The sequence below is a fragment of the Saccharopolyspora sp. NPDC045839 genome (genome assembly GCF_056431645.1).
The window spans coordinates 42,089-64,296 of record NZ_JBWKKH010000022.1 but is presented as its reverse complement, the minus strand read 5'-3'; the positions used below and the strand labels follow the sequence as shown (position 1 = coordinate 64,296).

General features: G+C 68.4%; 24 protein-coding genes and 1 pseudogene. 7 read left to right on the top strand and 18 right to left on the bottom strand.

Annotation, left to right across the window (positions count from 1 at the left end):
* Positions 1 to 16 precede the first annotated feature (16 nt).
* Positions 17 to 157 (bottom strand): hypothetical protein, encoded by a 141-nt coding sequence (locus AC07EQ_RS27270; RefSeq protein ID WP_478390716.1) that lies wholly within the window; start codon positions 155 to 157, stop codon positions 17 to 19.
* A 398-nt stretch (positions 158 to 555) separates the two neighbouring features.
* Here AC07EQ_RS27270 and AC07EQ_RS27265 point away from each other — a divergent pair, with 398 nt between their 5' ends.
* A complete protein-coding gene (locus tag AC07EQ_RS27265; protein ID WP_478390715.1) occupies positions 556 to 822 on the top strand; it encodes a hypothetical protein in 267 nt (88 codons plus the stop codon).
* A gap of 209 nt (positions 823 to 1,031) precedes the next feature.
* Here the strand turns inward: AC07EQ_RS27265 and AC07EQ_RS27260 are convergent, their stop codons facing one another.
* The 5 genes from AC07EQ_RS27260 to AC07EQ_RS27240 form a co-directional block, all read right to left on the bottom strand.
* Positions 1,032 to 1,226: a hypothetical protein gene (locus AC07EQ_RS27260; protein ID WP_478390714.1), complete on the bottom strand. Its 195-nt coding sequence runs from the start codon at positions 1,224 to 1,226 to the stop codon at positions 1,032 to 1,034.
* Between the two features lie 98 nt (positions 1,227 to 1,324).
* Positions 1,325 to 1,810, bottom strand: coding sequence for a hypothetical protein (locus AC07EQ_RS27255; protein WP_478390713.1), 486 nt, complete (start codon positions 1,808 to 1,810; stop codon positions 1,325 to 1,327).
* A 322-nt stretch (positions 1,811 to 2,132) separates the two neighbouring features.
* Complete coding sequence (locus AC07EQ_RS27250) at positions 2,133 to 2,711, bottom strand: hypothetical protein (protein WP_478390712.1); 579 nt, start codon at positions 2,709 to 2,711, stop codon at positions 2,133 to 2,135.
* Positions 2,615 to 3,757, bottom strand: coding sequence for an MFS transporter (locus tag AC07EQ_RS27245; protein ID WP_478390711.1), 1,143 nt, complete (start codon positions 3,755 to 3,757; stop codon positions 2,615 to 2,617). Before AC07EQ_RS27245 ends, AC07EQ_RS27250 begins: the two co-directional genes overlap by 97 nt.
* Positions 3,758 to 3,878: 121 nt before the next feature.
* Positions 3,879 to 4,877 carry an NAD(P)/FAD-dependent oxidoreductase gene (locus AC07EQ_RS27240; protein WP_478390710.1) on the bottom strand — a complete coding sequence of 333 codons (999 nt, stop codon included), beginning with the start codon at positions 4,875 to 4,877 and terminating at the stop codon, positions 3,879 to 3,881.
* A gap of 24 nt (positions 4,878 to 4,901) precedes the next feature.
* On the opposite strand from AC07EQ_RS27240, the gene AC07EQ_RS27235 reads away from it, so the two are divergent.
* The 4 genes from AC07EQ_RS27235 to AC07EQ_RS27220 all read left to right on the top strand — a co-directional run bounded on the left by AC07EQ_RS27235 (position 4,902) and on the right by AC07EQ_RS27220 (position 7,960).
* Entirely contained in the window at positions 4,902 to 5,549 is a 648-nt protein-coding gene (locus tag AC07EQ_RS27235; RefSeq protein WP_478390709.1) for a helix-turn-helix domain-containing protein, read from the top strand.
* Positions 5,550 to 5,671: 122 nt separating this feature from the next.
* Positions 5,672 to 6,544, top strand: a complete 873-nt coding sequence (locus AC07EQ_RS27230; protein ID WP_478390708.1) for a class I SAM-dependent methyltransferase — start codon at positions 5,672 to 5,674, stop codon at positions 6,542 to 6,544.
* Between the two features lie 214 nt (positions 6,545 to 6,758).
* The gene (locus tag AC07EQ_RS27225; RefSeq protein WP_478390707.1) at positions 6,759 to 7,541 is read left to right on the top strand and encodes a DUF1684 domain-containing protein; all 783 of its coding nucleotides are present in this window, start codon (positions 6,759 to 6,761) and stop codon (positions 7,539 to 7,541) included.
* Positions 7,542 to 7,591: 50 nt separating this feature from the next.
* Positions 7,592 to 7,960 (top strand): nuclear transport factor 2 family protein, encoded by a 369-nt coding sequence (locus AC07EQ_RS27220; RefSeq protein ID WP_478390706.1) that lies wholly within the window; start codon positions 7,592 to 7,594, stop codon positions 7,958 to 7,960.
* A 19-nt stretch (positions 7,961 to 7,979) separates the two neighbouring features.
* Here AC07EQ_RS27220 and AC07EQ_RS27215 read toward each other — a convergent pair whose 3' ends face one another.
* From AC07EQ_RS27215 to AC07EQ_RS27205, 3 genes and pseudogenes are all read right to left on the bottom strand, one after another.
* Complete coding sequence (locus AC07EQ_RS27215) at positions 7,980 to 8,222, bottom strand: hypothetical protein (RefSeq protein WP_478390705.1); 243 nt, start codon at positions 8,220 to 8,222, stop codon at positions 7,980 to 7,982.
* 45 nt (positions 8,223 to 8,267) lie between these two features.
* Positions 8,268 to 8,608 (bottom strand): annotated as a pseudogene (locus AC07EQ_RS27210) (transposase); the annotation flags it as partial.
* A gap of 253 nt (positions 8,609 to 8,861) precedes the next feature.
* Positions 8,862 to 9,473, bottom strand: coding sequence for a TetR/AcrR family transcriptional regulator (locus AC07EQ_RS27205; RefSeq protein ID WP_478390704.1), 612 nt, complete (start codon positions 9,471 to 9,473; stop codon positions 8,862 to 8,864).
* A 95-nt stretch (positions 9,474 to 9,568) separates the two neighbouring features.
* Here AC07EQ_RS27205 and AC07EQ_RS27200 point away from each other — a divergent pair, with 95 nt between their 5' ends.
* Complete coding sequence (locus AC07EQ_RS27200) at positions 9,569 to 10,831, top strand: NADH:flavin oxidoreductase/NADH oxidase family protein (RefSeq protein WP_478390703.1); 1,263 nt, start codon at positions 9,569 to 9,571, stop codon at positions 10,829 to 10,831.
* 473 nt (positions 10,832 to 11,304) lie between these two features.
* On the opposite strand, the gene AC07EQ_RS27195 is transcribed toward AC07EQ_RS27200, so the two are convergent.
* The 4 genes from AC07EQ_RS27195 to AC07EQ_RS27180 form a co-directional block, all read right to left on the bottom strand.
* A complete protein-coding gene (locus AC07EQ_RS27195) occupies positions 11,305 to 12,903 on the bottom strand; it encodes a succinic semialdehyde dehydrogenase (protein ID WP_478390702.1) in 1,599 nt (532 codons plus the stop codon).
* 97 nt (positions 12,904 to 13,000) lie between these two features.
* Positions 13,001 to 13,939, bottom strand: a complete 939-nt coding sequence (locus AC07EQ_RS27190) for an acetoacetate decarboxylase family protein (RefSeq protein WP_478390701.1) — start codon at positions 13,937 to 13,939, stop codon at positions 13,001 to 13,003.
* 212 nt (positions 13,940 to 14,151) lie between these two features.
* Positions 14,152 to 15,126, bottom strand: coding sequence for an alpha/beta hydrolase (locus AC07EQ_RS27185; RefSeq protein WP_478390700.1), 975 nt, complete (start codon positions 15,124 to 15,126; stop codon positions 14,152 to 14,154).
* 161 nt (positions 15,127 to 15,287) lie between these two features.
* Positions 15,288 to 15,866 carry a TetR/AcrR family transcriptional regulator gene (locus AC07EQ_RS27180; RefSeq protein WP_478390699.1) on the bottom strand — a complete coding sequence of 193 codons (579 nt, stop codon included), beginning with the start codon at positions 15,864 to 15,866 and terminating at the stop codon, positions 15,288 to 15,290.
* Positions 15,867 to 15,956: 90 nt separating this feature from the next.
* Between AC07EQ_RS27180 and AC07EQ_RS27175 the strand changes: the two genes are divergently transcribed.
* Positions 15,957 to 16,364: a nuclear transport factor 2 family protein gene (locus AC07EQ_RS27175; RefSeq protein WP_478390794.1), complete on the top strand. Its 408-nt coding sequence runs from the start codon at positions 15,957 to 15,959 to the stop codon at positions 16,362 to 16,364.
* Positions 16,365 to 16,635: 271 nt separating this feature from the next.
* On the opposite strand, the gene AC07EQ_RS27170 is transcribed toward AC07EQ_RS27175, so the two are convergent.
* From AC07EQ_RS27170 to AC07EQ_RS27150, 5 genes are all read right to left on the bottom strand, one after another.
* Positions 16,636 to 17,511: a carbohydrate ABC transporter permease gene (locus AC07EQ_RS27170; protein WP_478390698.1), complete on the bottom strand. Its 876-nt coding sequence runs from the start codon at positions 17,509 to 17,511 to the stop codon at positions 16,636 to 16,638.
* Positions 17,511 to 18,419: a carbohydrate ABC transporter permease gene (locus AC07EQ_RS27165; RefSeq protein WP_478390697.1), complete on the bottom strand. Its 909-nt coding sequence runs from the start codon at positions 18,417 to 18,419 to the stop codon at positions 17,511 to 17,513. Before AC07EQ_RS27165 ends, AC07EQ_RS27170 begins: the two co-directional genes overlap by 1 nt.
* A 1-nt stretch (position 18,420) precedes the next feature.
* Entirely contained in the window at positions 18,421 to 19,461 is a 1,041-nt protein-coding gene (locus tag AC07EQ_RS27160) for an ABC transporter ATP-binding protein (RefSeq protein WP_478390696.1), read from the bottom strand.
* 3 nt (positions 19,462 to 19,464) lie between these two features.
* The gene (locus AC07EQ_RS27155; RefSeq protein WP_478390695.1) at positions 19,465 to 20,874 is read right to left on the bottom strand and encodes an ABC transporter substrate-binding protein; all 1,410 of its coding nucleotides are present in this window, start codon (positions 20,872 to 20,874) and stop codon (positions 19,465 to 19,467) included.
* A 323-nt stretch (positions 20,875 to 21,197) separates the two neighbouring features.
* Complete coding sequence (locus AC07EQ_RS27150; protein WP_478390694.1) at positions 21,198 to 22,184, bottom strand: DUF6282 family protein; 987 nt, start codon at positions 22,182 to 22,184, stop codon at positions 21,198 to 21,200.
* Positions 22,185 to 22,208: the final 24 nt, after the last annotated feature.

Sequence of the window (22,208 nt, the reverse complement as noted above, 5' to 3'; positions counted from 1 at the left end):
GTCTAGTGCGAAGAAATCAGACTGGTTCGGCGACCGGGACCGGTCGCGGGAGGACCTGACCGGAGCGCAGCAGTCCAGCGGCGAACGACTCGTTCACCGGATCCATCCCGGCAAGGGCGAACGACAGCACGACCACCGCGGCCGGCAAGGACTGCACCAGGGGCGCCGGCACCGTTGCCCAGTGCCACGGCGAGAGCGGCCACGCCGACGATGCTCGTCAGCGGAGCCTGGGCGGACAAGACGAAGAAGAGAATTCCGGTAACGCCGAAGGCGTTCTGCTTGACGCTGGCATGGTCGGGGACTTCCGCGTTCGACATTGAGCGCCTCCACCAGATGACTGCCATGACGTCGTCTCGTCCGAGGCGGCCGCCGTTCATCGCCCATCACCATCAGCGACGGAGCACAACTTGTCAATCGGATAGTTTCAATCGGTTAATACCCGCCCGCGATGAATCCGGCGGCAGGGCTGCGCACAACGTCCTTCAAGAGCGGAAGTCAGCACGAGCCGGCAGCGGTGGCCTACCCGATCGCGACCGGCACGCGGCCGCCGGTAGCGTGCAGGATGCGGCCCACACGCTCCTCGGCATTCCTTTCACCGGCACCGACCACGTCTTCCGGCTGAACAGGACCCGTGTCGAGGCCTTCTCCGGAGTAGCGGACGACCTGCTCCACCTCCTGGCCGAAGGGCGGGTGGAGCAGTACCGCCGCGAGATCTACGAGCGCCGCTCCGCCTGGCCCAGCAATTCCTCGGACGACTCGTGGAACGGCCCGGTGTCGGTCCACCCGGATGGAACCGTGCTCGCCATGCGCCTGCTCCCCTGACCGGACGATTCGATCTGAAGCCGCATACCCGGACCGCTGACCTGCAAGCACAGCAATCTTCCCGGACGTCAGGTCCACCCGCTGCTGATCATCTGCGGCACCTCGTCGCTGCCGCCTGGACACATCGCGACCGATCGTTCGCGCCCAACCACCTGCCGAACTCACGTTGTGCGCGCTTTATCACTCAGCGAACCAGCTTCACGTACCGGCTAAACGGCCTGGCGGCCAAGAGCTTTGAAGACATCGGCCAGCCACACCAACGCATACGGCGGGACCTGGCCACCGCTCTCGCTCAGCCGAACGAGGTTGCTCCAGGATTCCGAGACCTGCCCGACGGTCAACTGGTCTGGCTGCGGCTGCGTGTAGACGTCATAGGCCAGCTCCGGCCGCCGCTTCAGTGGCATGCTGTTGTCCCTTCGCCTTTCGGCTCCAGGTAAGCCATCGGACCCAAGAACCTCCCTCCAAGTTCATCCCGGCTGAGCCGGGGGCACAACCAGGCGCCTCATGGCGCACTGCCACCTGTCGGCCACCTGCAGCGCGTCCGGCGCGCCTTCGCGGGCCCGCTGGGCGTAGGTGCCGGCTCTGTCCCTCGGTTCGGGTCCTTCAGCGCAGCCAGCAGCCGTTCGGCCTCGCGGCGTCGCTCCCACGGCACCGAACGCGACTGACCGACGTCGAAGTACTCGGCAACGATGCTTCCGCCGAGCAACGCGACGAACTTCGTCGCGTTACCGAACTGCCAGCCGTGCGAGGTTTCCGGGTCCTGGCTGTCCTCAGTGGAACAGCGGCCGTAGAAGGCGACCGGCCCGGTGCCGACATCGATGGTGTCCACCATCCAGACACGCCCCACCATCGTGGGATCCGCGCGACACTTATCGTTGTGGAGCCAACACCCGACAACCGCAACGAGATCAGTGGCAGGATCGACGGGCATTCCGTACAGGCTCGCACCGTGCATGGCGATGTCATCCAAGGCGGAGTACATGTTCACGGGGAGCGTCCGGAGCAAGTGACCCCGCGACAACTCCCTGCACCACCCCGAGCATTTACCGGTCGGACCAACGAGTTCGCCGCGCTGACGGACGTGCGCGATGGCGAGGATGAGCTGCACAGCACCGTTATGATCTCGGCAATTAGCGGGGCCGGTGGGATCGGTAAGACATCAGCTTGACCGCCGTTTCAGTCCTTACCGGTCTGCCCATTGGCAAGGCAGCCGAAAGGCGTGCGCCGTTCCGGGATGGATGCCGAACAGGTCTGCGATCACGATCGGCGGCAGTTCACTGACAGCCCCGATCATCGCCGTTGGGGTTCCCTCAGGGGTGTCCACACCCCAGGGGGACGCCCAAGGTGTCGGTCTCGGAGGTCTCAGTGTCGTGTTCAGAGGTGGGTGCCGGGTTCTTGGGCCCGCGGGTGAGGATGTAGACGAAGAGGGCTGCCATGAGGGCGACTCCTGCCCACATGGCGGTTTGCCAGCCGTCGACGAAGGATTCCTGTGCGGCTCGGACCAGCGCCTGCGCGCGGGCGCTGGCGTCGTGGGCGGCTTCGAGGGCATTGGCGATGCCTTCGCGTGCGGTGTCGGCGGTGTCGTGGGGGACACCTTCGAGCTTGGGGGCGATGGCACTGCGGTAGCCGGCCGACAGCAGCGCTCCGAGCAGCGCGACGCCGAGCGCGGTGCCGAATTCCCGGGTGACGTCGTTGAGCGCGGAGGCCACGCTTTGGCGTTCCCGCGGCAGAGCATTGGTGATGGCCTCGGTGGCAGGCGGCATCGACAAGCCCATTCCAACTCCATTGGCGATCATGCCGGGCAGGATCGCGAGGTAGCCGCCGTCGACGGAGACGAGAGTCGCCATGAGGGCCAGGCCTGCGCCGGCCAGGAAGATTCCCGTTGCCATCGTCGCGCGCGTTCCGACCCGTTCGGCCAAGCGGGGGCGAGACCGGAGGTGATCATCATCAGCCCGGCCATGGGCAGGAGCGCCGCGGTGGACAGGAGGCCGGACCAGCCGAAGACGGTCTGGAAGAACGGGTAAAGGACGACGGAGACTCCCGCCTGGACCCCGAAGACCGCCAGGAGCGCCACGGAACCACTTGCCAGGCCGCGCTCGCGGAAGAGGCGGACATCCAGCAGCTGGGAGCGGTGGCGAAGCTCCCAGGTCACGAAGCCGACGGCGCCGATGACACCGATGAGCAGGCTGATGACGGTGCCGGGCGCCGCCCAGCCTTTCTCGGGTCCTTCATGCAGGAAGTAGATGAGCCCGACCACGGCGAGGAGGGACGTCAGCGAGCCGACCGTATCGAAGGAGTGCTGCGGCGCCTCGCGAGAGTCGGGGACCGAGCGTCGCACCATGATGAGCGCGACGATGACGAGCGCGATGGGAAGCGCGAACAGATAGCGCCAGTTCGCGACATCGACGAGTACGGCCGAGAGGAACATGCCCAGGAGGCCACCGCCGCCGGCGACGCCGGTCCACACGCCGATCGCCCGGCCGCGCTCTTTCTCCGGGAAGGTCGAGGTGATGACGGCGAGCGTGACGGGCATGATCATCGCAGCGCCCACCCCGCTGAGAACGCGCGCCGCGAGTATGACTTCAGCCGAGGGGGCAAGACCTGCGACCGCGTTCGCGACACCGAAGACGGTCAGACCCGCGAGGAGCACGGGCTTGCGCCTCCAGCGGTCGCCGACCGCGCCGAGCGGCAGCAGCAGCGCGGCCAGGCCGAGGACGTAGACGTTGATGATCCACAGGACCGTGCTCTGTGAGGCGCCGAAGTCGGTGGCGAGGTCCGGCTGGGCGACATTCAGCCCGGTTACCGAGGAGATAACGGCCATCAACGCGATGGAGACCGCGACCAGGGTCGAGCGACGCTGGCGGGCGTCTGAGACCGTCGCGCCAGCGGCGCCGCTCGGGTCAGCATGCATCTGTGCTGGCCGGTTCGTGTTCATGATGTCCTCTCAGGAAGGCATGGGAGATCCACGCCGGAGCGGGTGTGCTGGGCGGTGGGCGGCTAGGGCACGACCTCATGACCGTCGTGGCACGCATGGAGTTGCCGTGGGGCGCGGATGCTCAGGCGTGAGTGATGCTGGACGGGCCGGCGAGGGCCGCGTTGGTGTCCGCGGTGGCGAGGTGGGCGTTCATGTGGGCGCCGGCGAGGGCGCCGGCCGCAGCGGAGGCGCCGACTTGCGCGGTCAGGTCGGTGGCGTTGCCCGCCACCCACACACCCGGCACTTCGGTGGTGCCCGCCATGCCGGTGACGAAGCGGCGGCCCATGCCGCCCGGCAGGTCCTCCATCGGCAACCGCAGGCCGTCGAGCCCGTCTGCACGAGCCTGCGTCGTGGTGACGACGGCGACGACGCGGCGTGACACGACTTGCCCGTCGGTCAGCAGCACGCCGGTGATGCCGTTCCCGTCGGACTGGACCCCGGCGACCGGGGTGTCGATGACGCGGATGCCGCGGGCGGCGAATCGGGCGCGGGTGTCCTCGTCCGGATCGGTGCCGCCGGTGAAGTACAGCAGGTCTTCGGTCAGCTGGCGGAACAGCAGCGCGTGGTGGATCGAGGCTGGGCCCACGGCCAGGATGCCGATGGGTTCGTCGCGGACCTCCCAGCCGTGGCAGTACGGGCAGTGGACCACGCCGCGGCCCCAGTGCTGGGCCAGGCCGCGGATGTCGGGGAGCACGTCGCGCAGTCCGGTGGCGACCAGTACCCGGCGCGCCTGGACAAGGCTGCCGTCGGCCAGTGTGATGGCGAAGCGCGGGTCTCCGTCGGCCGAAGGCGCGGCAGGCGCGGCGGAGACCACCTCGCCACCGGTCACAAGCCGCCCGCCATAGCGGCGCACCTCCTCCCGGCCGCGGCGCAGCAGCTCTGCGGGCGGTGTGCCGTCCAGGCCGAGCAGGCCGTGCACCCCCTCGGCCGGGGCGTTGCGGGGCGTCCCGCTGTCGATCACGACGACCGAGCGGCGTGAGCGGGCCAGCACCAGTGCGCCGTTCAAGCCCGCGGCGCCACCGCCGATCACCACGGCGTCGACGGTTTCCTCCGATAGCGTGTCCGTCCTGGTCTCGGGCATGGCGGTGCCTCCTTCTTCACGTGCGTGGGGCTGCGCCACGACGGTAAGCACGGGTTGCGGCTTCGGCATAAGATCGTGCTCATGACGCAAGACGATGGCGAGTTGGACGGCCTGGTACGCAAACGCATTCGCGCTCTGCGGGTGGCGCAGGGCTGGTCGCTGGAGGAGTTGGCCACCCGTGCCCGGCTGAGTCCGTCGTCGCTCAGCCGGATCGAGAACGGCCAGCGCCGACTCGCTCTGGACCAGCTCGTCACCCTCGGTCGAGCCCTGGACACCTCTCTTGATCAGCTGGTCGAGACGGACACCGACGACGTGATCGCCAATCCGATGATCGACGGCACCCATGGCTTGATGCGGTGGCCGATCAAAGCGGAGCCCGGGATGACCGTCATGCGCCAGCGCATCACGAGCCCGCCACCGGACAATCCCGCCAGCATGCGCGCACACCCGGGCCGAGAGTGGCTCGTCGTCCTCTCCGGCACAGCCGTCCTCCTGCTGGGTCACCGCCGCTTCCGCGTGGAGGCCAACCAAGCCGCCGAGTTTCCGACCATGCTCCCGCACGCGATCGGCACCGCGGGCGGACCGTGCGAAATCCTGGGCATCTTCGACCGCGAGGCCCGCCGCGGGCACCAAACCGGCAAGAAGGCTCGGCCGGAAACGGACCGATCATGATGACCGGCTGACGCCCCGGGTCTCCGTGGTCACTTGCGCGGTCAGCAGCCCGAGCAGCCATCGTCTTGCCTCACGGGCAAGACTCCGTGCATCTAGCGCATGAGCGGCCTACGGTCGCTGCCATGACGCCCACTGCGCAGGACCATGACGGCCCCCCGGTCCACCATCACGGACACGGACACCAGAGCGACGTGGACGGCCAGGCGGAAATCCTGGAGCTCGACGCGGAGGTCCTCGCCGAGCACACCGCGTCCATCACCGCGTGGCTGCCCCTCGCGGCGAGCCCCCGCCAGATCGTGGACCTGGGGTGCGGGACCGGCGCCGGGACATTCGCGCTGCTCGCCCGTTTCCCCGAGGCGCATGTCACCGCCGTCGACTCGTCGGCCGACCATCTGCGTCGCCTGCAGGAAAAGGCCCACGGGCACGGGGTGGCCGACCGCGTACGCACCGTCCAGGCCGACCTCGACTCGACGTGGCCGGAACTCGGCGAGCCCGACCTGGTGTGGGCTTCGGCATCCCTGCACCACATGGCCGATCCCGACCGCACCCTGCGCCAGGTGCGCGACACGCTCGCCCCTGGCGGACTGTTCGCTGTCGTCGAACTCGCCGGCTTCCCCCGGTTCCTGCCCGACGACGCCCCGGAGGACCGCCCTGGCCTGGAGAAGCGCTGCCAGGCCGCGGGCGATCGCCGCCACGCCGAGCACGTACCCCACCGAGGCGCCGACTGGGGCGCCAAGCTGACCGCCGCCGGCTTCACCCTCGAAGGCGAACGGACGATCACCGTCGACATCGAACACTCCCGCTCCACGGCGGTCGGCCGCTACGCGCTCAGCGGCCTGCGACGCATGCGCGACGCCGTAGCCGACGTGCTCACGACCGAGGATCTCACTGCGCTGGATCAGCTGCTCGACACGGGCAGCCCGCACAGCATCCTGCGCCGCGACGACCTCGCAGTGCGCACCGAACGCACCGTGTGGGCCGCACGCCGCGTCTGAGTTCCACCACATAGCCACGCCGAGACAGCGTCGCGATTGCCCGACGGGCAGTCCCACGCCCAACTCCTTGCGTTACAGGCAATTACTTTGGCCTCTAGCGCATGGCAGCCATAAGTTGATCCCAGGCGGACAGCGTTCGCACCACGGCAGAAGGAAAGCAGGACATCTCATGGATCCGGATCACGTTCCCTCGCACCAGCAGACAGCGAACAGCGTGCCCGCCGACTACGAGGCGTGGCGCAAGGCCAGGTGGGACGAGATCGCCGGCCCGAACGGCAAGGCGAAGGTCGTCGCCAACGGCAGGGTGACCGGCCGGGATACCCACGTCATCCCGGGCGTGCCCGGGCAGTGGCGCATCACCGAGGCGGGCGCCTTGACGCTGTCGGCCGCTGCCGCCGACAGCGTGACGGTCAACGGCGAGGCGGTGAACGGAACGGCTGAAGTGCCTTCCGGCAGCTCTCTCGAGTTCTCCGGGGGGCGTGTGGGTTTCGCGGGAGGCGCGGGCGGGTTCTACGGCGTGGTCGTCATGGACCACGAGGCTCTCGCCCGGTCGGGCCTCAGCGGGATCGACACCTACCCCTACGACTCGGCCTGGGTCTTCGAAGGCGAATATCGAGCAGCTCCGGAGGGTCGCCGGATCGAAGTGGGCCGCCTGACGACCCCCCACAGCACGCAAGCCATCTCGGCACCCGTCGACCTCGCCGTCTCCATCAACGGCGCTGAATACGTGCTGTCCGTCCTCGAAGACATGCCGGGCCAGCGACTCGCGGTCTTCACCGACGAGACCAACGGAACGGATACACCCGAAATCGGCCGCTGGCTGGTCCTGCCCCTCCTGGAACCCGGCAGCACCCTGACAGTCGACTTCAACCAGGCAACGCTCTCGCACCACCACCTGGCCCCGACCGTCTTCACCTGTCCCCTCTCGCCTCCCGGCAACCACCTGCCCATGCGAGTCGAGGCAGGTGAACGCGCTCTCGTCTACGCCAAGAACTGAGCGCCACCGATTCCCGACAGGTCACACCACGCACAGAAGGAAGCAACGCCATGGGCCAGGACCTCAAAGACAAGGCGATCACCTACCTCCGCCACCTGGAGAACCGGGAATGGGCCGATGCGCAAGCGATGTGCTCCGAGAAGGCCACCGTCTGGCACAGCGACGGAAAGGGCGACTCGCCGATCCAGGAGAACATCGCAGGCATGGAAGCCCAGATCGAGCCCATCCAGTCGATGCGCTACGACATCACACGGCAGTTCTCCCAGCCCGACGAAGTCCTCCAGCAGCACGTCGTGAACGTGGTCATGAAGGACGGAGCGCTCTTCCGGGTCGACGCCGCCGTGTACTTCCGCTTCGAAGACGGCCTCATCAGCCGCATCGAGGAATACGCCAGCCTGCCCAGCAACGACGCCACCTGAACGAGCGGTACCCCAGGCGTCACAGCGCTTCATCCGGCAGGGCTTGGATCTGCTTGAGTGTCAACGCATCCGGCCGCTGCCGGGCCGGGGCGTGCACGAAACGATGCCAGCCTTCCTTGCGGGCCAGAGTGAGATCGTCGAGGCCGGGCAGGCTAGCAATGGCCACTTCTGCTGATCGCGTGGTCCGCCTTGGGTTCCTCTCAGCGAACCCGAGGGTCCGTTCCCACCAGGACCAGGGCTCGAGCGGCGGGTTCGAGGTCAACTCCGTGGCTCCTCAAGCGAGTTCGCGAGCAGTTGCTTCGCCGAGAGCGCGAAGCAGAATCTCCCGTTCGGTCTCGAGCTTGGTCCTCTCCGCCCGCAACGCTTTATTCTCGGCCTCCTACCGGGCCAGACGCTGCTCGGGAGTCTCCTCGCGGCCCGGTGCGCGGCGCGCAGCTGTGTCCGGTCACGGGTCGATAGTGGGGCGCGAGTGGCCGAGCCGTCCGGGGCGGTGCGGGTGCCGGTGCCGAACCGGTCGAGCCACAACCTCAGCGTGTTGCGCTCAACCCCCAAGTCCGCAGCGATGCCCTTCACCGTCGCACCCGGAATGGACTCGTACAGCTCGACGGCCTGCCGACGGAACTCGTTGGAGTAGTCCTTGCGGGCCATGGTCAGACATCATCTCGCTTCCCCCGACCGTGCGGGGATCAGCGTGTCCACGAACTGGGTTCAAGGCCCGAGCACCCAGCCAGTCTCGCCCAGCACCGCGGTCATCAGGGCATCCCGGCAGAGACCAGGGGCCCCACCTGCGAGAGTCACAGCGCGCGGATGCGACGACGACGACGTCCTCCACCGCGGATGAACCTCGCCCGTGACTCCCTGCGTCGCGGCACGCATTCCATCTGCCGGTGCCGCATGGCCGCTATACCTCTGCCCGTTCGGACGCTTCGGCTACCACCTGGGCGGCGGTGAACAGCGCGTTGACGGCGGCGCGGACCTGTTCAGCAACCACCTCGGGCGTGGTGGCGTCGAGCTTGCCGTCAAGATGCAGGAACGCCAGGCCGTGCACGACCGCCCACACCGCGTTCGACAGTGCGTCCGAATCGGCGCCAGGGAAGACGCCGTGGACGATACTGCCGACGCAGTCCCAGATGGCGGCGGTCGCGGCGACCCGTTCCTCATTGTTCGGATCGCAGGGCTCCGCGAACATCACCCGGAACATGGCCGGATGATCGAGCGCGTAGCGGACGTAGGCGACGGCGATCTCAGCCAGGTCCTCGGGGGTCGCAGGCGAAGGATGAGCCGCGGCCAGATACCCGGCGAGTTCGCGGTAACCCTCCGCGGCGACCGCGGAAACCAGCGCGTCGCGGTCCGGGTAGTGACGGTAGGGCGCCGTCGCCGATACGCCTGCCCGCCGCGCCACCGCCCGCAGCGACAACCCGGCGCTGCCGGCCTCCTCCAGCAGTTCCCGCGCGGCGCGCAGGCAGGCGGCGCGCAGATCGCCGTGATGGTACGAGCCACTCGCTTGCGGCACAGGTCACGCTCCCTGATGTTTACGGCGCTCACATTTCTCGCCTAATGTAAGCGATGTACACATCATAGGCGATCGAACCTTGAGAGGTGAACTCGATGGCTAGCGAGCTGTTCTCGCCGCTGCACCTGCGCTCCGGGGCGACACTGGTCAACCGGGTCGCGAAGGCGGCCATGGAGGAGAACATGGCCGGCGACGGCCAGTTGCCCGACGAGCAGCTGCTGACGCTGTACCGGCGGTGGGCAGGCGGCGGCACTGGACTGCTGATCACCGGCAACGTCATGGTCCACGCCGAGGCGCTGACCGGTCCCGCCGGCGTCGTGCTCGACGATGCCGCGCCGCTGGAGCCGTTCATCAAGTGGGCCGAAGCCGGTAAAGCCGGCGGCGGATCGATCTGGATGCAGATCAACCACCCCGGCCGCCAGGTCGCGTCCGACATGCCGGGCGTCGTGTGGGGCCCGTCGGCGGTAGGCGTCAATCTGGGCAAGCACAGCAGCCGCTTCGGAAGTCCCGTCGCCATGACTCCGGAGCAGATCGAGGCCACCGTGAACCGGTTCGCCGTCACGGCCGTGCGCGCCGAACGGGCCGGATTCGACGGCGTGGAGGTCCACGCCGCGCATGGCTATCTGCTGTCGCAGTTCCTGTCCCCCTTGTCCAACCAGCGCACCGACGCCTGGGGAGGGACGCTGGAGAACCGCGCCCGGATGCTGCTGGACGTCGTGCGCGCCGTCCGAGCCTCCGTCTCGCCGTCCTTCGCGGTCGCGGTGAAGCTCAACTCCGCCGACTTCCAGCGCGGCGGGTTCGACGCCGACGACGCCCGGCAAGTGATCGCGATGCTCGAACCTCTCGGCGTCGATCTGGTCGAACTGTCCGGCGGCAGCTACGAAAGCCCGGCGATGACGGGCAACTCCACCGATTCGCGCACCCAGGCCCGCGAGGCCTACTTCCTGGAGCTGGCGAAGGACCTGGTCACGACCAGCCCCCTCCCGCTGATGCTCACCGGTGGCATCACCCGGCGGGAAACCGCCGAAAAGGTGCTCGACAGCGGTGTGGCGCTCATCGGGATGGGCACCGCTCTCGCCGTCACCCCGGACCTACCCGACCGCTGGCGGCACGGCCGCGAGGCCGACCGGAAGCTGCGGCCGGTGACCTGGTCCGACAAGGCGCTCGCCTCGGCCGCCGGCATGGCGCAGGTCCGCCACCAGCTGCGCCGCCTCGCCCGCGGAAGCGAACCCACACCCGGCACCCACCCGGCATATGCGTTGCTCTCCGAGCAACGCCGGCAGCGACGCGCCCTGCGCCGCTACCGCGCCTGGCTGCCCACGGCGCAGGGCACCGTGCCTGCGGGCCGGCCCGCGTAGGCGGTTCCGCACGGCTGAACCCGTGCACGGCAGGCCAGCACCGGCATGCCGGGTACCGACACCCCAAAAGCCCGTTGAACTGCGGGAAAGCGCAGATCAACGGGCTCTTTGGTGTTCCGGACGCCGGTCCGGGACCAGTGCGCGAGGGCACCTACTCCGGTGAGCAGACGGGCCTCCATCTCCGCGTACCTCGACCGCGCCAACCGGTTGTTCCCGCAGCCGCAGCACGAAATCGGCTCCGCATAGCGATGGCGCTCAAGGCACTGCGTGCTTGCAACCGGGGCCGCTGCTCGGCCGGGTGGTCCCCTCGTTTCCGGCCAGTTCCAGCCGGACGGTGATGCCTTCGCGAGCAACGGGGAGGGTTCCGGCCGGAACCCTCCCCTGGCTTGGTAATCGCGGTATCCCGAAGAACACCGATCCCGGCTCGGGCGCACCATTGTGGATGGTTCAGCTCGGCCGGAACCGGTGCGCCCTCAGCGGGAACCGATTCCTTTCAGGACTTTCAGCGCGCTGGTCAGGACAACGGACCAGGTCTCGTGCGAGACGCCGGCGGGCGGGTTGAATCCCTGGATTCGTTGGTGTGCAACGGTTTGGGGCTCGGTGTACTTGAGGATTCCGTCGGCACCGTGACGACGGCCGAGACCGGAGTCGCCCATCCCGCCCATCGGCGCGTCGATGCTCCCCCACGCGGCGGCGAAAGCCTCGTTGACGTTGACCGTCCCGGCATGCAGCCGGGCGGCAACGGCCCGGCCCCGCGCCCCGTTGCGGGTCCAGACGCTGGCGTTGAGGCCGTACGGGGTGGCGTTGGCCCGTGCGATCGCGTCGTCGACGTCGCTGAAGCGGTAGATCGAGACGACGGGGCCGAAGGTCTCGTCGTCGTACAGCGTCATGTCGGGGGTGACGTCGGTGAGGATGGTCGGTTCGTAGAACAGCGGCCCGAGATCCGGTCGGGCTTTGCCTCCGGCGAGGACCGTCGCACCCTTGGCGACGGCGTCGTCGACGTGTGCGGTGACCGTCTCCAGCTGGGCCGGGTTGGTGAGGCAGCCGACGTCCCGGCTGTAGTCGTATGCGGCACCTATCCGGAGATTCCTGGTGCGAGCGGCGAACTCGGCGACGAACCGGTCGTAGACGGCATCGGCCACGTACATGCGCTCGATGGAGACGCAGAGCTGGCCGGTCGACGGGAAGCACGCGGCGATCGCGCCGTTGGCGGCGCGGTCGATGTCGGCGTCGTCTAGGACGAGCATGGCGTTCTTGCCACCGAGTTCGAGGGACGAGCCGATGAGTCGTTCACCGGCGTCACGCGCGATCTGGCGTCCGCTGGCGGTGGAGCCGGTGAACATCATGTAGTCGGCGCCTGCCATCAGCGCGCCGCCGATGGAGCTGCCCCGGCCGACCACCATCTGCCACACGCCGGGCGGCAAACCGGCTTCGTGCGCCAGGTCGAGTGCCCACAAGGCGGTGACGGCGGTCTGGGTGTCGGGCTTCTGGACGACGGCGTTGCCCGCCATGAGCGCCGGAATGGCGTCGCCGGCGGCCATGCTCAGCGGGTAGTTCCACGGTGAGACGACGGCGACGACGCCCTTGGGGTGGCGCAGTTCCGTGGTGTGGGTCAGCAGCGGGATCGCACCCCGGCGGCGCTGGGGCGCGAGAAGCCTGGCGGCGTTGCGCGCGTAGTACCGGGCCGTGATCGCGATGTCGGTGACTTCGAGGAACGCGTCCCGCCGGGTTTTGCCGCTTTCGGCCTGCATCAGGTCCAGCACCTCGTTCTGGCGTCCGAGAACGAGGTCGTGGAAGCGCAGCATGATCTTCTTGCGTTCCCGCACCGGCATGGCGGCCCAAGCCGTCTGAGCGGCGCGGGCGCGCACGAACGCGTCCTCGACGTCGGTGGGCGTCGAGACCGGCAGGTCGGCCAGCGGGGCGCCGCTGTAGGGGGCGTTGGTGGTGACCTTCGCGGCGTCTGCCGCAGCAGTGACTCGTGCGGTCAGCCGCTTGAGCAGAGCCAGGTTCAGCGTTGAAGGCAGACCGGGACCGCGGGCGGGCGCCGAGAGAGGGTTGTCGTCAGTGATCATGGCAAGCTCCGTGGTTTTCGCGGGCAGGAAGGGGATCGGTGGCCCGCGGGGCTCGGTGCAGCGCCGCCCGCAGGGTCTCCTTCTGCTCTTGCAGTACCTAGTTCCGGGTCGGGACCGAGGTGGGGACGGGCATGTGCAGGGCGAGTTGACCTTCGGTCACGACGTCGAGCTGAACGGTCTTGATCGGTTTGAGCGACCGCAGGTCGTCGGACATGCGGCCCTCGCCGGTCTGGAGGCCGACGTTGCGCGGGAAGCTCGCGGTTCCGGCCGACAGCACGTTGGTCTGGCTCGAGGTCGAGTGCCACGCACCGTTGATCGACGTGTACGAGGTGAGTGACGAGACGCGCTCGCCGCTCGGATAGGCGGTCTGGGCGGGTGTGGCCGCCGAGAGCGACAGGTCTGTCCCGCCCGCGTCGTTGGCCACCCGCGCGGTGGTCCGGTCGGCGTCGATGCCGACGTCGAGACCGGTGACCCACTTGGGGAAGCCGTAGCCGTCGTGACCGCGAACCTGGGCGATATCGGTGCTCACCGGCAGGGACAGCACGTAGGAATCGAGGTGCTCGTTCTTGAGTGCGGCGACGAGATCGACGAATCCGAGCTTGCCGTGCCGCGCCGGCCGGACCGCGACCCCGACGGCGGCCTCGGTGTAGAAGTCGATGTCGCACACGTCGTAACGGAAGAACATCACCGAGATCAGCCCGAGACCCGGCGCGACCTCCAGCGGCGCCAGCTCCCCGGGCAGGCGGCTGCGGATCGAGCTGGACCGGGCGAGCATCGTGAGCCGGGCGGTCGAGATCCGGTAGTAGAAGTTCGGGGTGAGCGTGGCTCCGATCGGCGAATCGACCTTGGTCTTGGGCAGCCCCCGGAAGAAGTCCACGCTGCCGACGCGGGGATCGCGGGCGATCTCGTCGAGATCGGTGTTCATCCGGTACCGGTCGTACAGCCCACCCTTCGGGACGGTGACCTTGCGCCCACCCAGATCGACTTCGACGGTGTCCTGCCCGGTCGATGACCCGCCCTGTTTCGTCGACGACATCGGCGCAACTCCCTCACTCGGATGTGTACGGTGCTCACATCACCTTAAGGCAGGATGTAAGCACCGTCAACTTTGCGGCGAGGTTCACTCCCCGATGCGCTCGGCCGACCGGGAATGCGGAGCGGATGTGGTTCGGGCCCGCCCTCGCGACACGAAGGCGCAGGCGGGCCCGGCTATCCATGCGCCGAGGTGCACGCAGGGGCGCGGCCGCCTCAGCTGCCGTGCAACGCCGTCCGCAGGGCGTCGACAGCGAGCGTGCGGGCGACATTGGCGGCGCGCGTGTCGCGCAGGCTGTCCAGGAGGAGGAAGTCATGGACCATCCCGGCCACCCGGACCGAGGTGACGTCCACACCGGCCTCGCGCAGCCTGTTGGCGTACTGCTCCCCCTCGTCACGCAGCACATCTGCCTCGTCGGTGATGACCAGAGTGGTGGGCAGCCCCCTGAGCTGGTCCAGGGACGCCTGAAGCGGCGACGCGTACACCTCGGCGCGTTGGGCGGGATCGGTGGTGTAGGCGTCCCAGAACCACTTCATGCCCTCGCGGGTGAGGTAGTAGCCCTCGGCGAACTGCACATAGGAGGGGGTGTCGAAGTCGGCGTTGGTCACCGGGTAGAGCAGCACCTGGGCCTTGAGGTCGATCCCGCCGCGCTCCTTGTTCATCAGCGCGAACACCGCCGACATGCAGCCGCCGACCGACTCGCCGGTGACGGCGATGCGCGAGGTGTCCAGGCCGTGTTCCGCGCCGTGCCGCATGACCCACTGGCCCACGGCGTAGTTCTGCTCCACCTGGGTGGGATATTTCGCCTCGGGTGCCCGGTCGTAGACGGGGAAAACGCCCGCGGCGCCCGCGCCGACGGCCAGTTCGCGGAAGAGCCGGTCGTGGGTCGTGTCGTCGCCGAAGACCCAGCCGGCGCCGTGGATGTAGAACACCACCGGCAGCGGCCCGCTCGCACCCTTGGGCCGGATGATCCGGGTGCGGACGGTGCCCCACTGGCCGGCGTCCACGTCGACCCACTCCTCGTCGACATCCGGACGGGGCACGCTCTTGTCGCTTTGCAGGCCGACCAGGATCTCACGGCCCTTCTCCGGCGGGACCTCGTAGATCCGCGGGTGCGGGTCGGTCGCTTCGGCCAGTTCCTTCGCTGCGGGTTCGAGGTAGGGAGTGATCGGTGGCGGAATCCCAGGCATGTCGACTCCATGTCACGCGTGTCGTGCGGCCTCGGCGGCCGCGGCTGATGTTCGCCCCCAAACAGGCAAGCCCGCGTCAATCGTGGAACGCCATCCGCAAAGCGCAACTTGCATGAGGTCTCCTCAGTCTTCCGACGACGGACGCTCAACGAAATAGCCGCTCACCGGTGCGGCGCGGGTGTTTCGAAGCCGCCGCGCAGGATGTTCAGGAGCCGGTGGGCGTGGCTGGCGTCGGTGGCGGTGATCGCAGCCGCGCTGGTCAGCGCGAGGAGATCGCCGACGGTGAGGTCCGTTCGGACGGCTCGGGCTTGCCGGGCTCGGTCGAGCAGCTGATCGGCGGTGGATCTCATCGATTCGTGCCAGCGGTCGAACAGCTCGGTGCGGCGGCCGCGGGGACTTTCGGTGATCGCGGTTGCCAGTGCGCGTTTGGTTGCGACGTGGGTCAGGAAGTCCGCTAGCCAGTCGAACAGCGCCTGGCCCGCCGAGGGGTGTTCGAGCAGGGCGGCGCCGTGCTGGCACAGCTCGGCCACTTCGTCGGAGTAGGCGGCGATGAGGAGGTCGCTGCGGGTGGGGAAATGCCGGTAGAGGGTCGCGTTGCCCACCCCGGCCCAGCGTGCGACGTCATCGAGCGCGATGTCGGGACCTCGTTCGGCGAAGAGTTCCCTCGCGGCCGCCAGCAGCAGGTCCGCATTGCGTGCGGCATCTGCCCTGCGCGACCTCGCGTTTCCGGCGTGTGGCATCGGCACCTCCTCCCGGCCGAACGGGGACCTCCCCGGTTATCCTACCCGGCGAAACGGGGAAGTCCCCGGTTGTGTTCCGAGAGGGTGCTGATGATGCTGACCTTTGCCGATCGCACGGCTATCGCGGAGTTGATCTCCCTGCACGGGCACTACGTCGACGCCGGCGAGCTTGATCGACTGGGTGAGCTCTTCACCTCCGACGTGGTCTATGACGTCACGGATCTGGGCGGGCCGCCGCTGGTCGGGCTGGCCGCCATTCACGATGCGGCGATGGCGTTGGGCGAGGCGAACCCGGTCGCGCATCACGTCACGAACATCGTGCTCGACGAGGTCGCCGAGGGGCGGGTTCACGCGCGTTCCAAGGGGATCGGAGTCAATGCCGACGGCTCGTGCGGGAGCGTGACGTACGAGGACACGGTCCTGCGCGATGCCGGCGGCGGTTGGCGGATCAGCCATCGCCGGGTGCTCGCGAGGCGCGCGCCCCTGGGCGCCGGCTGAGCCTGGACACCGCGTCCGGATTCGGTCGCCGCAGAGGCGCAACCTGGCTCAACGCGATCAACGACCAGGTCGCCGGGATCGGCGCCACGGTCGTGCCGGGCACGCAGCGGGACTCGCGTCATCGAGTGCTTCGGCCTCACGTGCTTCACCATCCCAGGCTGCGGCCCCCAGCCCGTCGGTCGCCACTCGCCCGCTTCGCCGCGCGCGGATGGCCGGGCCGGCGCCTGCGTCGCCGGAATGCGTTGCCACGACGGCGGTGGCGAGGAACAGCTCAGCCCTTCACCGCGCCCATGGTGAACCCCGCGACGAACTTGTCCAGGAACAGGTTGAACACGATCGCTATCGGCACCGCGACCAGCACGGTGGCCGCCTGCAGCGACTGCCAGAAGAACACGTCGCCCCGGACCAGCTGGGTCGGCACGCCGGTGCCCACCGGCATCTGGTCGGTCGGCGCCACGAACGCCAGGGCGTAGATGAACTCGCTTGCGGCAAGGGTGAAGGCGAACACCACCACCGCCACGATGCCGGGGAACAGCAGTGGCAGCACCGCCCGCACGAATCCACCCACCCGGCTGTAGCCATCGACCATCGCCTGCTCCTCGATGTCCTTCGGGATCGCCTTGAGGAATCCCATCAGCAGCCACACCGACACGGGGATCGTGATCGTCGGGTAGACGAGCACCAGCGACCAAGTGGAGTCCTGCAGGCCGAAGGCCACCACGACCCGCCCCAGCGACAGGAAGAGCAAGCTCGGCGGAACCAAGTAGACGAGGAAGATTCCGATTGCCATCGGGGTTGCCCAGCGCAGGCCGAAGCGGGCCAGCGCATACGCCGCGGGCAGGCTCAACGCCAGCGTGATCGCCACCACCAGCAGGCCGGACCACAGCGTGTTCCAGGCGAAAGTGACGAAGGCGGTGTCAGTGAACAGATATCCGACGTGGTCGGCCGTGGACGGACGGTTGAACAGGAACGGGTTGTTCTGCGGGTTGTAGAGGTCGCGGTTCTGCTTGAACGCCGTTACCACGCTCCACAGGAAGGGTCCGGCACACACCAATGCGCCGAGGATCGCCGCGGCGTAGACGCCGATCCGGGACGCGAGGCGCCGACGCGCATAGCGGCGGCGCAGCCCGGCTGCTCCGGCGGTCATCACAGCACCTCCAATCTGCGCACCGCCCGCAGAATCGCGATCGCCGCAGCCAGCAGCAGCGGGAAGAGGAACAGCGCGATCGCCGCACCCTGTGCAACGTCGCCGCCCTCGATACCCCGGTAGAAAGCCCAGCTGGCCAGCACCTGAGTGGAGTCGTTCGGTCCGCCGCGGGTGAGCACCCGGACCACCGCCATGTCCGTGAAGGTGAAAATGGCGCCGAACAGCGCCGCCACCGCGACGATCGGCAGCACCAGCGGAACCGTCACCTCGAACATCCGCCGCCAGAAGCCCGCTCCGTCGACGCGCGCGGCCTCCTCGATTTCCCTCGGGATCGCCAGCAGGCCGACCATCGTGATGACGGCGGCCAGCGGCGTGAGCCGCCACACGTGCACCGCGATCACCGACAGCATGGCCAGCCCAGGCTGGCCGAGCCAGTACATGTTCTGCGCGGGACCGAGAGCGCCGAACTGCCGCAGCACCCAGTCGATCGGCGAGTAGATGGAGTCGAGCAGCCACAGCCAGGAGATCGACGACAGTGCCACCGGTGTCGTCCAGGGCAGCAGGATCAGCAGACGCACCAGCCACTTGCCGCGGAAATCGGCCACGAGGATGTTGGCCAGCACCTTGCCGAGCACGACGATGAGGACCATCGACACCGCGGTGAACACCACGGTGTTGGTCAACGAGCGCCAGAACACCGGATCGGCGAAGGTGCGTTCGAAGTTGCGGGCGCCGGCGAAGTCGAACGACGTGTCGCCGGTGGTCACATCGGATACGGCGAGCGCGATGGCCAGGACGAACGGAAGGCCGATGAGGGCGACGATGTAGACCACGCTGGGCAGCAGGAACAGCCACGCCAGCAGCCCTTCCCGGTCTGCGAGGCGACGTGCGGAGCGTGCGGCGACCACCTCAACCTCCCAGCCGCAGCGGCGACCGCCGCAGCCCGCTGTCCGCGTCGAAGAACCGCACTCGAGCGGTGTCCACGGCGAAATCGTGGGTCCGGCCGGGCACCAGTTCGATGTCCACAGTGGCGGGTAGGCGGGCGACCACGCGGGTCGGCTCACCGATTCGCGCCACCGTGCCGTAGACGTGCCGATCGCCGGAGAGGTGCTCGATCCGCTCGACGGTCAGCGGGACGTTCATCCGGTCGACCGCCCGGACCTCCCCCGCCGGCAGCAGGTGTTCCGGGCGGAAGCCGATCAGCACCCCGTCGCGTGGCACGAGGTTCATCGGCGGAGAGCCGATGAACGTGGCCACGAAAGTCGACGCCGGATCGTCGTACACCTCCACCGGCGGACCGACCTGGCAAACCGTGCCGTTGTCCAGCACGACGATGCGGTCGCCCAGTCCCATCGCCTCAGCCTGGTCGTGGGTGACGTAGATCGTGGTGGTGCCGATCTCCTGCTGGAACCGCCGGAGCTCTTCGCGTGCACTGGCGCGCAGCTTGGCGTCCAAGTTCGACAGCGGCTCGTCGAGCAGGAACACGTGCGGTTCCCGCACCAGCGCCCGAGCGAGTGCGACGCGTTGTCGCTCACCACCGGAGAGCTGGCGGGGCTTGCGGCCGAGCAGCCCCTGGATGCCGAGCAGTTCGGCCGCCCACCGAGCCTTGGCCTCCCGTTCCGCGCTGCCCATCCCGACCGCCTTGAGCGGGAAGACGATGTTGGCGAGCACGCTCTTGTGCGGGTAGAGCGCGTAGCTCTGGAACACCATGGCGATCTTCCGGGCGCGCGGCGGCAAGCCGGTGACGACCTCGTTCTCGATCAGCACGTCACCACTGGTGGGCTGTTCCAACCCCGCGATCATGCGCAGCAGCGTCGTCTTTCCGCACCCCGACGGGCCAAGCAGCACCAGGTACTCGCCGTCGGTGGCCGCCAGGTCGACGCCGTCGATGGCGTGCACCCGGCCGGCGTCGAAGTGCTTGACCAGTTTCCGGACCTCCACGACGGCCACGGCTCAACCTCCGACCAGGCCTGCGCGCCGCCACTTCTCGAAGATCGCCCTGACCTGGGTGTCCGCCTCCGCCACCGACTGCTGGGGGCTTGCGTCGCCGCGCGCCGCACGCGCGAACATGTTCGGGATCACGAAGGTGCTGAACGTCTCCCCGACGGCTGTGCTCGACGGGCCGGGGTGGCCGATGTTGGTGCTCCAATCGGTGGCGTGGGACAAGAACTTCAGCTTGTCCGGCGGCCGGGCGCCGAACGGGTCGGCCGCTAGCCAGCCGTCCAGGTTCGGGGTCAGCCGCGGCCACGCGCACAGGTCGTACATCTGGGAGTGGTACGTCGCCGACGCGAAGTTCGCGGTGTAGTGCAGGAGGAACTCCTTCGCCGCGTCCGCGCCGGGGCCGTACTGCGGGATCACCCAGTTGTACATGACGTGTTGCGCCGCGAGCGCAGTCCGCGGGCCCCGAAGCGCGGGCACGAAGAAGGTGTCGTCGAACACCGCTGGGTTCGCTCCCTGGGCGGTGCGCCAAGCCGAAATCGAGTTGACGATGTAGGACAGCTTCCCCGCGACCAGACCCTGGTTGTTGCTCGCCGCGTTCCAGGAGAACACCTCGGGCGTCATCGCTTGCCGGTAGAGACGGCTCATGTACTCCACGGCCGCGACGGTCTCGGGGCTGTTGAGCACGACCCGCTGCTGCGCGTCCTGCTCCGAAGCGCCGTAGGACCACATCAGAGCCCGCAGGACCATGTTGGAGTCGATCTCCTGCGAAAGGCCGAGACCGAGCTGGATCCCGGCCCGCCGTTTGATCTCAGCGGCGCCCGTGAGCAAGCCGTCCCAGGTCGAGGGACCCTGCGGCATGCCGACCTGCTGCCACAGCGACCGGCGGTAGTTTCCGGGATCGAGTGCCCATCCCGGCGAGTAGGCGAAGAACCGCCCGGTAGTCGGGTTGAACGTCGACTTGCGGCACAGCTCCAGCTGCGGGCCCCAGCGCCGCACCGCCTCGTCGGTGAGGTCGCGGAGATCGAGCATGCTCGGTTCGAACTGGGACAGTGGTGCGATGTACTGGATGAGGTCGTGGCCCTGCCGGGCCTGCACCTCTGCTGCGATGCGCGTCGGAATCTGCGCCTGGTCGATGTGGTCGACGGTGACGTTGACGCCGACCCTGCCACCCCAGTTCCGGGCGAAGGCGTCGAACCATCGGTCATGGCTGGGGATGAAGTGGCTCCACAGCAGGACCCGAAGATCACCGGACAACCGGCGGGAGGGCTCGGTGAACGTCTCCTGCGGAGCCGCGCGTGCGTCCGTCGGCCCCGTCGCCTCTTCGCGTGCGCACGCGCCCGCCAACGCCAGGACCGCGGCGGCCCGGAGCACGTCGCGCCGCCCGTACGTTCCGGAGGAAAGTCCAGATGACTCAGTGGTCATCGCTGGCTCCTCCCCTCAAGGAGTCCCATGCACAGTAAACTCCCGCGCGACGGATCCCACTACCGATGCCAATCCCCGTGCCGATCGACTGGGACACCGGCAGAGGCGCGCACGACGGCGCCTGCCGAAGCGGCGCGAGGTGCTCGCGGTGCACGGGTGACCTGGCGAGGCGACCACGGCGGGTTCGAAGCTCCGAACCGGCGCGGTGCGCCACGGCAGCGGGACTCGACAACCCTGCTATGCCACGAGAAACCTGCTGGTTCGGTCCCGACTGGGCTGAGCTCAAGGCCGGCATGATCGTTGAACGCGTCTTCCCCTTCACCTCACATGACCGCTGATGGCACTGGGGTTGCCTCGGAACAGGGGTCCTCGACCAGCGACCGCGCCCACGCCACGTCGGCTTGCGTGGGTCCGGCGTCGTTCGCGTAGTCGACCAGATCCAGTGGGTTCTGCGTGATCATCCGGGTCACGTCGGCCTCGGCGACCCCCTTCTCGAACACGGTCTGCGCGAAGATCCGCAACGCTTCCGAGGGCAACGGGTTGTGCCGCTGGCCGGTGTCGGACACCAGCAGACACCGCGACGCCCCGATGCGCTTGATGCTGTGCGCGATCTTCTCGGGCACGGCGTAATGCCAGGCCGGTGACACCGTGCAGTAGCCGAATTCCGGCATGGCCCCGAGCCGCGCGATCTCCTCGAGCGTGTCCAGGTCGAGATTGGGCACCTTGAAGTAGGGATGGGTGACGACGATCTTCTCCACCCCGACGTCCCGGGCCTCCTTGACCAGCGAGACGATCTCGCGCGGGGACAGATGGCAGGTGCCGAGGATGGCGCCGTACTCCGCGACCAGTTCCAGCACCTCCTTGATCTCCGGCTTGAGCCTGCCGTCGGCATCGGCGACCCAGATGCCCTCCGCCCGGCTGCGACCACCGGTCTGCGAGTCGTATCCGCCGGTGCCGCCGTGCATCTGGGCGTGGTACCCGGCATCGACGGTCGGCATCCACACCTCCTTGCCGCCGAGCCGGAGCGATGCCTCGACCGCGGCCGCGTTGATGCCGCCGACGTAGTAGTTGAGGACGATGCCCCCGTACACCCGGATGTTCGGGATGACCCGCTGCACCAGGTAGGCGCGTGAAACGGTGTTCTCGTGGTGGCATTTGAGCACGATGGCCTTCATGCCCGCGTCCCGGGCGGCACGCACGATGTCGAAATCGTCGGCCAGTCGCGGGAACAGGTCCGGGTACGGGTGGCAATGCAGGTCGACGGCCCCGGTCATGTCGATGAGCGGACCGCCGTAGGTGCGAGTGTTCACAGGATTTCCTCCTCTGCGAGCGAA

Excerpts from the sequence above, each read along its gene's own strand:
- AC07EQ_RS27185 (WP_478390700.1), bottom strand. The coding sequence starts at position 15,126 with ATGCCTGGGATTCCGCCACCGATCACTCCCTACCTCGAACCCGCAGCG.
- AC07EQ_RS27220 (WP_478390706.1), top strand. The coding sequence starts at position 7,592 with ATGGGCCAGGACCTCAAAGACAAGGCGATCACCTACCTCCGCCACCTG.
- AC07EQ_RS27260 (WP_478390714.1), bottom strand. The coding sequence starts at position 1,226 with ATGCCACTGAAGCGGCGGCCGGAGCTGGCCTATGACGTCTACACGCAG.
- AC07EQ_RS27190 (WP_478390701.1), bottom strand. The coding sequence starts at position 13,939 with ATGTCGTCGACGAAACAGGGCGGGTCATCGACCGGGCAGGACACCGTC.
- AC07EQ_RS27155 (WP_478390695.1), bottom strand. The coding sequence starts at position 20,874 with ATGACCACTGAGTCATCTGGACTTTCCTCCGGAACGTACGGGCGGCGC.
- AC07EQ_RS27245 (WP_478390711.1), bottom strand. The coding sequence starts at position 3,757 with ATGAACACGAACCGGCCAGCACAGATGCATGCTGACCCGAGCGGCGCC.
- AC07EQ_RS27180 (WP_478390699.1), bottom strand. The coding sequence starts at position 15,866 with ATGCCACACGCCGGAAACGCGAGGTCGCGCAGGGCAGATGCCGCACGC.
- AC07EQ_RS27170 (WP_478390698.1), bottom strand. The coding sequence starts at position 17,511 with ATGACCGCCGGAGCAGCCGGGCTGCGCCGCCGCTATGCGCGTCGGCGC.
- AC07EQ_RS27200 (WP_478390703.1), top strand. The coding sequence starts at position 9,569 with ATGGCTAGCGAGCTGTTCTCGCCGCTGCACCTGCGCTCCGGGGCGACA.
- AC07EQ_RS27250 (WP_478390712.1), bottom strand. The coding sequence starts at position 2,711 with ATGGCAACGGGAATCTTCCTGGCCGGCGCAGGCCTGGCCCTCATGGCG.
- AC07EQ_RS27230 (WP_478390708.1), top strand. The coding sequence starts at position 5,672 with ATGACGCCCACTGCGCAGGACCATGACGGCCCCCCGGTCCACCATCAC.
- AC07EQ_RS27240 (WP_478390710.1), bottom strand. The coding sequence starts at position 4,877 with ATGCCCGAGACCAGGACGGACACGCTATCGGAGGAAACCGTCGACGCC.
- AC07EQ_RS27195 (WP_478390702.1), bottom strand. The coding sequence starts at position 12,903 with ATGATCACTGACGACAACCCTCTCTCGGCGCCCGCCCGCGGTCCCGGT.
- AC07EQ_RS27175 (WP_478390794.1), top strand. The coding sequence starts at position 15,957 with ATGATGCTGACCTTTGCCGATCGCACGGCTATCGCGGAGTTGATCTCC.